At 57.7% G+C, this 13588-nt stretch carries 12 protein-coding genes; 6 read left to right on the top strand and 6 right to left on the bottom strand.

The genetic code is table 11. The features are described 5' to 3' along the window. Nucleotides 1-60 precede the first annotated feature (60 nt). Genes APH34_RS09575 through APH34_RS09560 form a run of 4 tightly spaced genes read right to left on the bottom strand, consistent with a single transcriptional unit; the run spans nucleotide 61 to nucleotide 7573 of the window. On the bottom strand, nucleotides 61-972 hold the full coding sequence (locus APH34_RS09575) for a restriction endonuclease (RefSeq protein WP_054900933.1): 912 nt from the start codon (nucleotides 970-972) through the stop codon (nucleotides 61-63). Nucleotides 973-995: 23 nt separating this feature from the next. Further along, the gene (locus tag APH34_RS09570) at nucleotides 996-4181 is read right to left on the bottom strand and encodes a type I restriction endonuclease subunit R (protein WP_054900932.1); all 3186 of its coding nucleotides are present in this window, start codon (nucleotides 4179-4181) and stop codon (nucleotides 996-998) included. Then, on the bottom strand, nucleotides 4182-5594 hold the full coding sequence (locus APH34_RS09565) for a restriction endonuclease subunit S (RefSeq protein ID WP_054900931.1): 1413 nt from the start codon (nucleotides 5592-5594) through the stop codon (nucleotides 4182-4184). After that, entirely contained in the window at nucleotides 5591-7573 is a 1983-nt protein-coding gene (locus APH34_RS09560) for a class I SAM-dependent DNA methyltransferase (RefSeq protein WP_054900930.1), read from the bottom strand. The genes APH34_RS09565 and APH34_RS09560 overlap by 4 nt, the downstream gene beginning before the upstream one ends. 846 nt (nucleotides 7574-8419) lie before the next feature. Between APH34_RS09560 and APH34_RS09555 the strand changes: the two genes are divergently transcribed. From APH34_RS09555 to APH34_RS09550, 4 genes are all read left to right on the top strand, one after another. Beyond that, nucleotides 8420-8671, top strand: a complete 252-nt coding sequence (locus tag APH34_RS09555; RefSeq protein WP_054900929.1) for a hypothetical protein — start codon at nucleotides 8420-8422, stop codon at nucleotides 8669-8671. Nucleotides 8672-8701: 30 nt separating this feature from the next. Then, nucleotides 8702-8872, top strand: a complete 171-nt coding sequence (locus APH34_RS29215) for a hypothetical protein (protein ID WP_156358075.1) — start codon at nucleotides 8702-8704, stop codon at nucleotides 8870-8872. A 90-nt stretch (nucleotides 8873-8962) separates the two neighbouring features. Beyond that, on the top strand, nucleotides 8963-9118 hold the full coding sequence (locus APH34_RS29525) for a hypothetical protein (RefSeq protein WP_177337019.1): 156 nt from the start codon (nucleotides 8963-8965) through the stop codon (nucleotides 9116-9118). 60 nt (nucleotides 9119-9178) lie between these two features. Beyond that, nucleotides 9179-9523: a hypothetical protein gene (locus APH34_RS09550; RefSeq protein WP_082422758.1), complete on the top strand. Its 345-nt coding sequence runs from the start codon at nucleotides 9179-9181 to the stop codon at nucleotides 9521-9523. A gap of 15 nt (nucleotides 9524-9538) precedes the next feature. Here the strand turns inward: APH34_RS09550 and APH34_RS09545 are convergent, their stop codons facing one another. After that, nucleotides 9539-10168 carry a recombinase family protein gene (locus tag APH34_RS09545; RefSeq protein ID WP_054900927.1) on the bottom strand — a complete coding sequence of 210 codons (630 nt, stop codon included), beginning with the start codon at nucleotides 10166-10168 and terminating at the stop codon, nucleotides 9539-9541. Between the two features lie 169 nt (nucleotides 10169-10337). Next, complete coding sequence (locus APH34_RS09540) at nucleotides 10338-11030, bottom strand: hypothetical protein (RefSeq protein ID WP_177337018.1); 693 nt, start codon at nucleotides 11028-11030, stop codon at nucleotides 10338-10340. 285 nt (nucleotides 11031-11315) lie between these two features. Here APH34_RS09540 and APH34_RS09535 point away from each other — a divergent pair, with 285 nt between their 5' ends. Further along, nucleotides 11316-11681 carry a hypothetical protein gene (locus APH34_RS09535; RefSeq protein ID WP_054900925.1) on the top strand — a complete coding sequence of 122 codons (366 nt, stop codon included), beginning with the start codon at nucleotides 11316-11318 and terminating at the stop codon, nucleotides 11679-11681. A 441-nt stretch (nucleotides 11682-12122) separates the two neighbouring features. After that, nucleotides 12123-13328, top strand: coding sequence for a site-specific integrase (locus APH34_RS09530; protein ID WP_054900924.1), 1206 nt, complete (start codon nucleotides 12123-12125; stop codon nucleotides 13326-13328). Nucleotides 13329-13588 lie beyond the last annotated feature (260 nt).

The following is a 13588-nucleotide window of genomic DNA, read 5'->3' as shown; positions in this document are numbered from 1 at the left end:
CTACTAAGCCAACAGTGGTATTCGGGCGAATTTCGCTAGACCGGCGACCAGCATTGCGCCTTACACCTCGGCAAAGTAATCACTATCGAGCTGCTTCACCTCGTACACCTGCTTGATGCTCACCCCCAAATTGTTTTCCACCATCAGGCGCGCTAGCTCAACGCCGTCGATCAGCACCACTTTGATATCTAGCCCCAGCGCCGCTTCGCGAGCGCCGACGGAGAAGTCCGAGGTGGTGATAAACACGCCTTTGCGCGCCCGCTGGCGGGTCAAGGCACCGATGAACTTGTCGATCTCCGGGCGGTGTACTGTGTTGCTCCAGCGCTTGGCCTGCAGGTAGATCACGTCGAGGCCGAGCTTGTCCTCCTTGATGATGCCGTCGATACCGTCGTCGTTGGTGGCCTGGGTCGCCTTGCCGGCCTCCTTACGTGAACCGCCATAGCCCATGGCAATCATCAGATCGACCACCAGTTGTTCGAAGAAACTTGGCGTAGCTGCTCGCACCATAGCCAGCAGCTCATCGGCAAGCGATTGCAGCAGTGCCTGATGTGCATCTGCAAGTTGCTCATCCGGCGTCGTTTCGGCGGCATCGAGCGCTACCATGGCAGGCGTATCGGCAGCCGGTGGCTTAGCGGTGTGGAAATCGGCAAATTCGGGGAACTGCTTCAACCAGCTCACGGTGATGCGTTGCGGACCGCTGATCAGCGCGTCCCGACCGCGTGCGGTGATCTGCACCAAGCCCTTGGCCGGAATGCACAGCAGGCCAGCCTTATTCAGGTAGGTGCGCGCCCAGCCCACACGGTTGTTGATCACCGTTTGATTACCCGAAGGTAATCGTTCTTTGCGCTCGTCCTCGGTCAGTTGGAACTGATCGGCAACGCGCTTGCGCAGCTCGTTCAGTGCCAGTGGCACGCCATCCTGCACAGTCGCCAGTACCGGGCGCATCACGCTTTGGAAATCCGGAATTGCCATCTCTTTTTCCCTGTTCGAGGCAGTCAGATACCGCGCAGGCCGCTCTCATCGAAGCCGGCGGCCGACTTCAGCATCTTCAAAATTACCAATGCAAACGCCCGGCTCTTGGTCTCGTTGTCCAACACTTCCAGCGACAGCTTCTCGTGGTCGGTCATGGCGTCCAGTACGGTGTCGAGCACGCGTTTGGGGAACAGGCCGTGCATCACCTGTTCGACCGAGTGGTTGTTGACCTGAGCCATGACATCTTCCTGGCGGCTGATGCGGTTGGCGATGCCAGTGAGGAACAGCAGCTGATCCTCATCGCTCACTTCGGCACCGAAGATATCGTTCAGCGCCTCGATAATTTCCGATAGCCGCTTTTTCTCCGGGTCATGGGGTTTGCCACTGCCCAGTCCTGTGGCTGGATCGAGGCCGTAGTCGCCTTCCTCTTCACTCAGTCGCAGTTGGTGCTCGGCGCGCTTGGTCAGGCGGTAGTGGGTCAGTTGCAGTTCGCCCACGTCCACATCTTCCTGATCGAGGCGATCCACCCGCAGCAGCGGGTGCAGGTGCTTGGCATACACGCACAGCTGCTCCAGCTCGCGATCCTCGTAGGGGATGATCTGCGAGAGGAACTCGTACAGGCGCACAAAGCTCTGCAGGTTCTTCTTGAATAGGTCGAGCTGATCCACCTGCTCGCCGGCTTCCTTCACTGCCGCCTCGGCCTTTTTCAGGCCTGCGCCGTCACCGTTCTTCTCGGCAGTACGCTTGAAGTCCAACGCGTGCTGGCGTGATTCCTGGGCCAGCTTGTAGCGCTTGGCGAAACGCTCCCTGGCCGGAGCGCAGTAGTAGCTGAGCTTGCTGGCAGCGGCCTTGGGATCGAAGAAGGCGATGGCGAACGCCGCCACTTCTTTCCAGTGGTAGATGCCCTCGGCGTCCAGCTTCTTCTGCAAATCATAGATCAGCTGCGGGTCGGTCACGTCGGTCAGCTCGGCCTTGGTGTAGTACGGCAGGAAGGCGTCGAGAATGTCCTGGGCGTCGTTGAAGAAGTCGAGGATGAAGGTCGGCTTGCTGTCGCCAAAGGTGCGATTCAGGCGCGACAGGGTTTGCACGCAGTCCACGCCCTGCAGCTTCTTGTCCACGTACATGGCGCACAGCTTGGGCTGATCGAAGCCGGTCTGGTACTTGTTGGCGGCGATCATCACGTTGAAGTCCTGGGTGTCGAAGGCTTCCGCCAGGTCACGCCCATTCAGGCCGGGGTTGAGCATGCTGCTGCTTTCCGTCACCTCTTCGGGAATCACCCCGTCCGGCATCACGCTGCCCGAGAAGGCCACCAACGGGTGCACGTCGTTGTAGCCCATCCGCTTCACATAGGCCTGTACCGCCAGCTGGTAGCGCACCGCCTCCTGCCGGCTGCTGGTGACCACCATCGCCTTGGCCTGGCCGCCCAGCAGGTAGCGGATATTGGCGCGGAAGTGCTCGACGATCACCTCCACCTTCTGGCTGATGTTGTACGGATGCAGGCGCACCCAGCGCGCCAGCTTCATGCGCGCCTTTTTCGAGTCCACTTCCTCATCGTCGCCGTCCGGGTGGGCGATCTTCCAGGCGGTGCTGTAGGTGGTGTAGTTCTGCAGCACATCGAGGATGAAACCTTCTTCGATGGCCTGGCGCATGGAGTACAGGTGGAACGCCTCGGGCTTGTTGTCGGCGCTCGCCGGCAGCGCCGGGTTGGCCGGGCGACCGAACAGCTCCAGGGTCTTGGCCTTGGGCGTGGCGGTAAAGGCGTAGTAGCTGATGCGCTCGTTGGGCGCGCGGGCGGCCACAGCGGCATCCAGCAGCTCTTCGGCGCTGATCTCTTCTGCATCCGGGGCATCGCTGCCGAGGATCTGCTTGAGCTTGCTGGCCGATGAGCCGGTCTGCGAGGAATGTGCCTCGTCGGCGATCACCGCATAGCGCCCGCGGGCCAGCTTGGGGAACTTGTCCATGGCATCGAACAGCGCCGGGAAGGTCTGGATGGTGACGATGATGATGCGTGTCTGCTCGGCCAGCGCCTCGGCCAGTTGCTCGGACTTGGTCTGGCTGCCGATATCGCGGGTGATGCACTTGACCACGCCCTGGGCGTGCTCGAACTGGTAGATGGTGTCCTGCAGCTGCTTGTCCAGCACGGTGCGGTCGGTAATCACGATCACCGAGTTGAACAGGCGCTGGCCCTCGGCATCGTAGAGCGAGGCCAGTTGATGCGCCGTCCAGGCAATCGAGTTGGACTTGCCCGAGCCGGCGCTGTGCTGGATCAGGTAACGCTTGCCCGGCCCTTCGGCGCGGGTGGTGTCGATCAGCCTGTTGACCACTTCCCACTGGTGGTAGCGCGGGAAGATCAGGGTTTCTTTGGTGGCGCGCTTGCCATCGGCATCTTCCTTCACGCTCTTCTGCAGGAGCAGGAAGCGGCCCAGCACCTTGAGCCAGGCATCGGGCTGGAACAGGCGCTGCCACAGATAGCCGGTGGCGTACTGGCTGTCATCCGGCACAGGCGGGTTGCCGGCGCCACCGTCGAGGCTACCGAGGTTGAACGGCAGGAAGAAGGTTTCCTTGCCGGCCAGCTGGGTGGTCATCGCCACCTCATCTTGGCTCACGGCAAAGTGCACCAGCGCGCCGCGTTTGAAGGTTAGCAGCGGCTCCGGCTTGCGCGTCAGCGGGTCTTTCACCGGGCGGTCGTAGCGGTACTGACGCTTGGCGTTTTCCACGCTCTGCTTGAACTCGCTTTTCAGCTCCAGCGTGGCGACGGGGATGCCGTTAACGAACAGCACCAGATCCAGACGCGGGTTGTACTCTCCTTCACGGTAATGTGGCGAGTAGGACACCTCCGGCACCACGCGCAGGCGGTTGCACTGGTAGCGCTTGAGGGTGTCCGGGTTCATGCCATGGTCGGGCTTGAAGCTGCACGCCTCGACCTTCACCCCAGGCAGCTTGAAGCCATGGCGCAGCACATCCAAAGTGCCGTCCTGCTCCAGCTCACGCACCAGCTTTTGCACCAGCACGCTTTCCGGGTTGTTCGGGTTGGCCTTGGCGAACTTGTCCCAACGCTCGGGCCAGGCGGCCTTGAAGTAACCGAGAAAGTCCTCGGTATAAAGCGCCGTGCGCCGGTCATAGCCGCTGGCCGGGCCGGTGAGCCAGCACTGGGCGACCATGGCGGTGATGATGTCCTGCTGGAACTGGGCTTCCTTGCTGTCCGCCATTTATACGGCCTCTGCTACTTCAAATTTTGGGGCTTGAGTGCTGATCGGGGGCTGCCAGCCGCGCACATCAATCTTGCCGGTGACGGCGGCGGAGATTAGGGCGGAGCGGCGTTCAGTAAGAAAACCCACTAGGGACTCAGACTCGCGCTCTAACGCCTTCACATCTTCAAACACTCTTGAAAGCTCAGAAGTTATTGCCTTTTGCTCGTCCAAACTTGGAAGAGGAATGTAAAAACTAAGCATATCACTGAGGCTCAAACTTGCCTGATTAGCGGTACCGTGTGCATTCAAATCCAAATGATCCCTATAAGCCGTAGTTAGCAATGCAAAAAATAAATACTCGCTTGTAACTTTAGAGTCAGCCGGTTCGAAGATCACAGTGTTTTGGTTAAGCAGCGCACCGTCTAAATGCTCAGGCACGCAGCCAATCTGCCCTACAGCGCTATTCTTCACATCCGGCGTGCTTCCTACGGTACTTAAAACCAAATTGCCTTTCTTAAGAATCGCGTTAGGTGTCTTTTTCAAAAACTCAAACCCGATAAAAGTGCTTGGCTCGTTTATCGAGTGGTTCTTTATATCGCTGGCCTTTACAACAGCAGCTCCTTCATCGGAGAAGTCTGCCGCGGAAAAAGCAAATCCCTTTCTCGTACGAACATTTTGACCTAGACGAATTACATTCCAATGCGCCGGCACCTCGCCCAGCCACTCCACGCAAGAGTCTTTCATCGGGACTGTCGGGTCGAGGCCTTTGGTGACGGCGTGAGAGATCACGGCCTGGCGCTTTTCTTTGAGCAGTTCGACCAGGCGCTGCTGCTCTTCGATCAGCGCGTCAATGCGGGCGGTTTCGTGGTCGAGGAAACGGGCGATTTGGGTTTGTTCTGCCAAGGTAGGAAAGCAGAATCGCTCTTGCAGGTAGGACTCGGAGTCAAGGTTCTGGATGCCGGTGGTCTGCTTAATCGCCGGGAAATTAACTTTCCCCTGATAAAGGCTATCGAACGCGTAGCAAAGAAAACCACTATCAAACGACGGCAACGATCGCATCCGTGCAACAAAATTCGAAGTGATAGCCTGGAATTCATGCTCGAACAGAACAACACATCCGACCAATGTCTTCTCGCCACCACCAGACTTTTCGATCAACAAATCACCAGACTGAAGAAGACGTGAAGCACGCTCCTTCTGCGTAACGCTGCGGTACGTGAGCTTGTCGAGCCCAACGCGGCGGGTGGCGCGATCAAAGTCCGCCACACGAATCACTGCTAGGTCATTTTCCCCATCTGGCTCATCACCCCAAAGGCCGTTGGTACAGCCATCAACCGAGCGCTTCAGGGAAAGGATTGCCCAATGCTCGGGGACCTCGCCCAGCCACTCAACTCCGGAATCATTGTATGCCGGATACGTCGGAAAACTCATGCCGAAAGCCCCTCGATCATCTGCTTGATGCGGTCGGTGCAGGCTTTCAGGTCGCGGTCGATGGCTTCCAGCGGGCGGGGTGGCTGAAACACATAGAAGTGGCGATTGAAGGGTATCTCGAAGCCGACCACACCGACTTCGCCGTCCTGCTCGTCACGCTTGCTTTCGTCGATCCAGGCATCCGGCATATGGGGTTTCACTTCGCGCTCGAAGTAGTCGTATACCGATTCGCCAAGTGGCACGTTCTCGTTGTCGCGCAGGCCTGCATCGGCTTCCGGCTGGCCTTTGACCAGGCAGATGTCCGCCTCGGGGTCGCGTTCGCTCAAGGCATTGAGGATGGCCTTCAGCTCCGGTGCGCTGGGGGATACGTCATGGGCGTTGAGCGCCTTCTTCAGCAGATTGCTGAACTGCTCGCGGTTGCGATGCAGGACGCTGGCATCCAGGGTTTGTAGGGCGCTGATCAGCCGCTGGCGCGCCGGAGCCTTCAGCTTCTCGATGGCTTTCTCTTCCAGCACCTTGGCGTTGCGCTCGGCGCTGGTCTGGAAGTTCAGGCGCAGCGGACGCTCGACGGTTATGCGCCGGTAGCCAAAGGCTTCGATGGGGAAGATTTTGCTCTGCGCGGTTTCCTCGAAGCGGCCGTACAGGCGTACCAGCTCATCAATCTGTTCCTCGGTGAGGTACTGGCGCTTGCTGCCCAGCGACTTGCGCATCTTGGCAAAGTGCTGGCTGCCGTCGATCAACTGCACCTTGCCCTGGCGTGCGGTGGCCTTGTGATTGCTCAGCACCCATACATAGGTGGCGATGCCGGTGTTGTAGAACATGTCAGTGGGCAGGGCGATGATAGCTTCGACTAGATCGGTCTGCAGTAGGTAGCGGCGAATCTCCGACTCGCCCGAACCAGCACCACCGGTAAACAATGGCGAGCCGTTGAGGATGATGCCGATGCGCGAGCCGCCTTCACGCGGATCTCGCATCTTGCTGACTAGGTGCAGCAGGAACAGCAGCGAGCCATCGGAAACGCGCGGAAGGCCTGGGCCGAAGCGACCGTTGAAGCCTTTTTCCTTGTGCTCGTCGGTGATCTGCTTTTGTACCTTCTTCCACTCTACGCCGAACGGCGGGTTGCTAAGCATGAAGTCGAAGCGGTGCTCAGGACCGGCCAGTTGGTCGTTGGACAAGGTATTGCCCAGCTTGATGCTGGTAACGTCTTGCCCCTTGATCAGCATATCCGCCTTGCAGATGGCGTAGGACTCGGGGTTGAGCTCCTGACCATGCAGCGACACGGTGACCTGCTGGCTGATGGACTGGATGTACTCGTCGCCCTCGGAGAGGAAGCCGCCGGTGCCGGCAGTAGGATCGTAGATGGTGACGATGCTGTTGGGCTTGAGCTTGTCGTCCTGCCCAGTGATCACCAGCGAGGTGGTCAGGTGCACGATATCGCGCGGGGTGAAGTGCTCCCCGGCGGTTTCGTTGGAGCTTTCCGCGAACTTGCGGATCAACTCTTCGAAGATGATGCCCATGCCGAAGTTGCTGATGCGCTCGGGGCTCAGGTCGGTGGTGGCAAAGCGCTGCACCACCTGATACAGCAGGTTGGCGGCGGCGAGCTGCTGCACGAAGTCCTCGAAGTGGAAGTGCTCGAAGATCTCGCGGGCGTCCTTGCTGAAGGACTGCACATAGCTCATCAGGTCGGCGGCGGTCTGGGTGTCGGACAGGGTGCCGAGAGTCAGCTTGGAGGCATTGAAGAACTGCTGCCCGGCCGCGCGCAGCAACAGACGCTCGCGTACCAGATCAGGCCGGCCTTCCTGCGCACAGGACTCACTGATCACCGCTTCCTTGGTCGGTTCCAGCACGCACTCCATGCGCCGCAGCAGGGTGAACGGCAGGATGATGCGGCCGTACTGCGACTGCTTGAAGTCACCGCGCAGCAGGTCGGCAATCGACCAGAGAAAGGCGGCCGTCTGGGAATGGTTTTCCGTGTTCACGCTACTGTTCCTTGGCGTACAGGCAAAAACCGCAAGCTTAACCTGTTGAGGGGCTGGATGTACCGAGCCATGAGCGACTTGTGCAGCGCATAGACTGTGGGAATTGGATCTGCCGGCCGTTCCATGTCGCGCTGGAATCGCTTCGTCGTCATCCGTTGCCCATTGACCGCTCTGACTCTGCACTAAGAAAAACGCACCGTCATCTGCCGACTGTTTCTCGTCGCAGCCGGAGCCTTGCACTTACGCCCTTGATGCCAGATCGTCATCTGACGCTGATTTTGCCGCTACCACTGAGTCACCCCGCAAATAGGTCACTCCCTCAGGCGTGGCGTCATACTGGACGTCACCCCTTCACAACGCCAACCACCTGAAAAAAGCCCGTGAAAACGATGAAGCCCATTATTCATGCGGCTTGCAGCCACCCCCCCTTCACGACACCTCTTAACGACACCCCTTCACAACGCCAACCACCTGAAAAAAGCCTTGAGAACGCTGAAACCCAGTATTCATAAGGCCTGCAGCCACAACACCCCTTCACGACACCTCTTAACGACACCCCTTCACAACGCCAACCACCTGAAAAAAAGCCCGTGAAAACGCTGAAGCCCAGTATTCATGAGGCTTGCAGCCACAACACCACTTCACGACACCCCTTCCAGCGAATCGGCAAGCTTCTCTATGGGAGGTTACATGCGAGACTCCCATAAGTAAGGGATGGGAGGTGAGCCGTGTTTTTTACAATGCGTCGCGAAGCGGATGTCAGTCCACCTAAAAGCGCCTGATCAGAGATTTGGGTTTTCCAAGAGCGGGGGGAGACTGAGCCCACCTACCTCAAGGCGCACTACCATGAATTTGCTAGCCACCATTGCCAACATGATGGGCTCAATCGTCCAGCCGACAAAACCGCTGTACACCACAGTGGTATATCCCTCCCAGGGGAAAGCAGTCGTGCTGCATGACGGTCTCAACATCCGCAGTGAGCGCATGTGGTACCAGTATCCCGACTCGCTGACCGCTGAAGAAGAGACGTCGACCTACCCGCTCAATCTTCATATCGACAATAACGCGGCCTGGGTCGAGCCCGTCAGGCAGACTTAGGATGACAATTGCAGCCTGCAGAGCAGCTTCATGGATTTGATGGACAACACTTGGGTCAACCCGGCCAACGGGCTGCCGATGATGGATGGCTGCGTCGAAGCCATGGGCAATGCTTACGGCATGGACTCGATGAGCGACAGTTGTTCGGTCACGGTAGCGCGTTCGCAGACTGAATCAGCGCCCGCCAGTTGCCGGCGCTAGAACGTTGAACCAGCATGCAAAATTGGTATGCGTTTCCGTACAGTGAACGAGTCTCTTAGACTCTGATGCCCATCAGCACGGGAGAAGAACATGGACCGGTTTGAGCTACTGATCTATTCGGTGTTCGGCGTGCTCTGCGCCTTGGGGGTAACAGCCGCGATTGGTTACAGGATCGCCGCTTACTTGGACAAGAAGCACGACAACAGCAAACACAGCGGAACAGGCCCGAGCTCGACTGCCGATTAACTGGATCAGTGAGCGATCAAGTCACGTTAAAGCACGTGCCCAGTCTAGGAGGATGACAAAGTGAGCAAAGTTGAATGCCAGTGCTGTAGGAGGATGATGGTTCCGAAGGTGATCACCACCGCGCCGCTCTATGTGGGTGGAGTTCCCTTAGGCGGTGGTGATCCCGAGTCATCTGTATGCCCCTTCTGCCTATCGCCGAAATGGATGCTCACCGAGCGCCAGGCTCTGGCCGCAGGCAAGGCCAATGCAGAGTTCTACGGCATTATGGTTCTTTCCCTAGTAAACATCGTTGCCTTCGTCCGTCTAGGAGGCCTTGGGGGCGGGATAGTGCTAGCCGTATCCGTCGCAACTTTCCTGCTACGCAGCAAGATTATCAGCGCACTGCGACAACATTTGAGACGTTAACCCCGCCCGCCCCATTCAAATCACATTGCTGCTGATCATCTGGTCGCGAACTTTAAGCACCGTCGTGGTACTGCAGCCTGCATGGCGAGCAGTCGCGCGAATACCCAGGCCAGCGCCCAGCAGTTCACCGATGCGCTGATGCAGGTTCTTGTCAGCCGGCCGTCCCTTGTAAGCACCGGAAGCCTTGGCCCGATGAATTCCCTGGGCCTGACGCTCACGACGCTGCTCGTAATCCTTGCGCGCAATAGCCGCCATCATCTCGATCATCATGCCGTTGATCGCGGCCTGCATTCGGTCAGTGAATTCGTCACCAGCGGTATTTCGCATGCTCTGATGGCTGGTCGGAAGATCTAGGGCGACAATACGCAACCCTTTGGAATCAATCGCAGCTTTGAGTGCCTGCCAATCAGCAACCGGCAATCGGGAAAGCCGGTCGATGCTTTCCAGCAGCAATACGTCTCCCTTGTGGGCGTCTGCGATAAGTCTCAACAGCTCCGCTCGGTCAGTTCTGGCACCACTGGCGTTCTCAACATATTGCGCAGCGATGGCCCTGCCATGGTCGGCAGCGAACTGCTGCAGAGCTTCACGGGCACGACTGGCGTCTTGCTCGGCAGTGGATGCACGAAGATAAGCGCGTACAAACATCAGATTCCCTTTCGCGTATCAGTTTGAGTGGTGTTTTTCGGGCGTATCAGTTAGATCGTTACTTAAAAATTCGAGCGGCGTGGAAAATTTTCTCTCGGACGTATCAGCTAAGGCATACCCAAAAATCACCGCAGGATACGAAAACCCACGGCGATACAACCCAGCAGAACTATTTCCCTACGAAGTAGAGCGCCCTGCCCTGATTGAAGATTGCCGCTGGGATCGAATCTTTTCTCAGCCGCTGACCAGGGTGGTAGATGTAGATCCACTCAGGCAGATATTGCGATACAAGCAGCATGGCTTCCGACGCAGTCATGTCGTTCTTGTAGGCATCAAGCGTGAACTGGTTGTGACGTATGAAGATCGGCCCGTAGCTGAGTGGCGATCTCAGAAAGCTCGGCGATTTAGCAACCTCTTCACTGTATGGAATCGGAAGCTCCGCATAACTATCTGCCAGGGATGCATAGCCGAAGTGATGACCATCAGGATATTTACCGGTCTGCATTGGCAGCTTCGATAAGCCATTGGCAAAAACTCTCTTGCGAGCATCTTCGACCTTATGCAATGCAAGAGCAGACGCCGCCTCCGGCGAGCTTGCCTGGTCAGCAGGAACCCACGCTACAACCTGAGTTGCACGCACCGGATCGCTCGAGCCACCCAACAGCATCAAGCCCAAGCCAATCCCCGCTGCTGCGCCACCACTCAAGCTTGTAGGTGGCGAAGCGAAGCTAACCGCGCTTAATCCAGCATCCCCGAGCACTGTTCCAGAGCCGCTGGCCGGGCTCGCCCTATCAACTACCCCTGCCAGCTCGATTGGAACGTCACGCTGCCCTGAAATCCCCATGGCGGTCAGAACATGCATAGCATCCGACCATTTTTCCCTCGGTACATCTTTCGGCTCAGGAAGCTGCACAGTGCTAGCCCCCCGGGTGCCAGTACACCCAGCCAGAAGAGCTACTGTCGCGGCCAGCAAGCCGATTCGGATCGTTGTTGATTTGTTACCCATGGCGCCACTCCCTGTTTTGATTGTCACAGCTTATGAAGGCCCTCTGGAAACCCAACTGCATCTGTACGCGATTTGTATCGGCTTGGGTTTTCCATGACCTGGCGTAGGGTGCTATGCAACTCAAGGCACCGGAGATCCACCATGGAATTTCGTCACCTCGGTAACGGGCAGACTTTCCCACCCATAGCGCCGAATGGCCGGATTTACGCCGTACCTGTTACACAGGAAAACCAAGTAGAAATTTTCTGCCTGACATCTGATGGAATTGTTGGATGCGGTGTTACCGCTAACTGGGCTGATATCACGGGCGCCTACTACGACGATGAGTCTTGGGAAATCATCCTTCGCAATTACATCGGCAGGGGAATGCGCTTCCGGCGGGGAGTGCCCTGCGGAATCGTCGAAGACGGCTACGAAACTCTCAAAACCAATCTCCAAGGGTTCGCAATTCCAGTTTGCGTAATGAACCGCATCGCATTTGAGCAGAAAAAGCTGCATCCGATCTGACTATGGCCTTTGGCCTTTCAGAGCAGCCAGCAATCTGATTGCGTCATGCGGCTTGTGCATGCCCCTGGTAGGGGGATTTCCAGACTTCTAATTTCCGTCGATTTTGTTGCCTGAAAGCGAAACACAAGCTTGGGAGCCGTCCGTAGGCTGTATCCGAGTAGTCAAAGGGATTCGGATATGAGCAACAGTACCGTTAGACGCTGCTTACGCGAGCAAGCCGAGAACGACAAATCGATACGTGGCCTCTGCGCACTCGCTACCCCTGAATAACCAGGACTGACGACACATGCGCTACGTAACCGTCAGGAAATTTGCTGCCGAGTCTGGCTACAGCGAGGACGCAATCCGCTCCAAGATCCGCGATGGCATATGGCGGCTTGGTGAGATTTGGTTGAAAGCGCCGGACGGCCGGACGCTTATCGATATGGAAGGATATGAGACATGGGTAGAGGCGGGAGTGGGGTCAGGGCAGTCTCAGACTCGAGCATCGAGATCACGTTCATGTACCGGGGTGTTAGGTGCCGCGAGCGCGTCTCACTCAAGCCCACCGCCACTAACCTGAAAAAGGCCCAGCTGCACAAGGCGGCGATCGAGCATGCCATCGCCCAGGGGACGTTCGACTATTCCGTCACGTTCCCGGGCTCCCCCAGGGCTGCCAAGTTCGCCCCGGAAACCAGCCAGGAAACGGTTGGTGGCTACTTAACCAGGTGGCTGGATGCAAAGAAGAAGCACATCTCCAGCAGCACTTTCGAAGGCTATCGAAAAATCGTGGAGTTGCGGCTTTTACCTGCCCTGGGCCACCACCTTGTCCCAGCGCTCAAGCGGAAGACGATCAAAGACTGGCTGGACAAGCTACAGGTCGGCAACAAGACCCTTAGCAATATTCAGAGTTGCCTGCGATCAGCTCTCAACGACGCGGTCGACGAGGAGCTGCTCGACACCAACCCACTGGCCGGCTGGACATACGCCCGGAAGGAAGCGCCGCCGAAGGATGACGACGTGGACCCATTCACACCCGAAGAGCAGCAGGCGATTCTTGCGGCCCTCAGCGGCCAGGCCAAGAACATGGTGCAGTTTGCGCTGTGGACAGGTCTCCGGACAAGCGAGCTTGTCGCCCTAGATTGGGGAGATGTGGACTGGGTGCGGGGGCAAGTGATGATCAGCCGGGCAATGACCCAGGCGGCAGGTGGTGAGGCGGAGGTGACCAAGACGACGGCCGGTAGAAGGTCAGTGAAGCTGCTACGCCCAGCCCTTGAAGCATTGAAAGCGCAGAAAGAGCATACCTTCCTGGCCGATGAGGAGGTCTTTCAGAACCCGCGCACGCTGGAGCGGTGGGCCGGAGATCAGCCGATCAGGAAGACGATGTGGCACCCGGCAATTAAGAGAGCCGGTGTAAGGTACCGTCGCCCGTACCAGACCAGGCACACTTATGCATCCATGATGCTGTCGGCGGGCGAGCACCCAATGTGGGTGGCTAAGCAAATGGGGCACAGCGATTGGACTATGATAGCAAGGGTATATGGCAGATGGATGCCCGCTGCGGATGAGACTGCAGGAAATCGAGCTGAAGCCGTCTTCGAGCAAGTAGGCAATCAAAAATCGCTTACTGATCAAATAGATACCGCAGAACAAAAACTAATGCTTTGACGCCCTCATGCGGCCGATAGAAAATGCGCGCCAAGTCACAATGCCACCATCGGATACCGCTTTATGCCAACAAATGGATTTGATTTTCTCGAGCCCCTGCCTGATAGCTGCCCGCCTGCGAACGTGACGGTGCCAAGCGAACCTACGCTATGGAGACTCCTGAGGGCGCCAAACCACACGGCGAGCGATTTCGACTCACAGCGTAAACGCTTATCTACCCATAAGTACCCGGACGAATGCTCAGCCAGGTCAGTTTCGCT

This window comes from Pseudomonas sp. NBRC 111131, assembly GCF_001320525.1.
Lineage (GTDB): Bacteria > Pseudomonadota > Gammaproteobacteria > Pseudomonadales > Pseudomonadaceae > Aquipseudomonas > Aquipseudomonas ceruminis.
Note: the sequence above shows the minus strand (reverse complement) of the source record. Positions and strands in the feature narration are given on the sequence as shown.

Coding starts and splice junctions, on each gene's coding strand:
- APH34_RS09530 (WP_054900924.1), top strand. CDS start 12,123: ATGGGTAGAGGCGGGAGTGGGGTCAGGGCAGTCTCAGACTCGAGCATC.
- APH34_RS09535 (WP_054900925.1), top strand. CDS start 11,316: ATGGAATTTCGTCACCTCGGTAACGGGCAGACTTTCCCACCCATAGCG.
- APH34_RS29215 (WP_156358075.1), top strand. CDS start 8,702: ATGGATTTGATGGACAACACTTGGGTCAACCCGGCCAACGGGCTGCCG.
- APH34_RS09570 (WP_054900932.1), bottom strand. CDS start 4,181: ATGGCGGACAGCAAGGAAGCCCAGTTCCAGCAGGACATCATCACCGCC.
- APH34_RS09545 (WP_054900927.1), bottom strand. CDS start 10,168: ATGTTTGTACGCGCTTATCTTCGTGCATCCACTGCCGAGCAAGACGCC.
- APH34_RS09540 (WP_177337018.1), bottom strand. CDS start 11,030: ATGCATGTTCTGACCGCCATGGGGATTTCAGGGCAGCGTGACGTTCCA.
- APH34_RS09575 (WP_054900933.1), bottom strand. CDS start 972: ATGGCAATTCCGGATTTCCAAAGCGTGATGCGCCCGGTACTGGCGACT.
- APH34_RS29525 (WP_177337019.1), top strand. CDS start 8,963: ATGGACCGGTTTGAGCTACTGATCTATTCGGTGTTCGGCGTGCTCTGC.
- APH34_RS09565 (WP_054900931.1), bottom strand. CDS start 5,594: ATGAGTTTTCCGACGTATCCGGCATACAATGATTCCGGAGTTGAGTGG.
- APH34_RS09555 (WP_054900929.1), top strand. CDS start 8,420: ATGAATTTGCTAGCCACCATTGCCAACATGATGGGCTCAATCGTCCAG.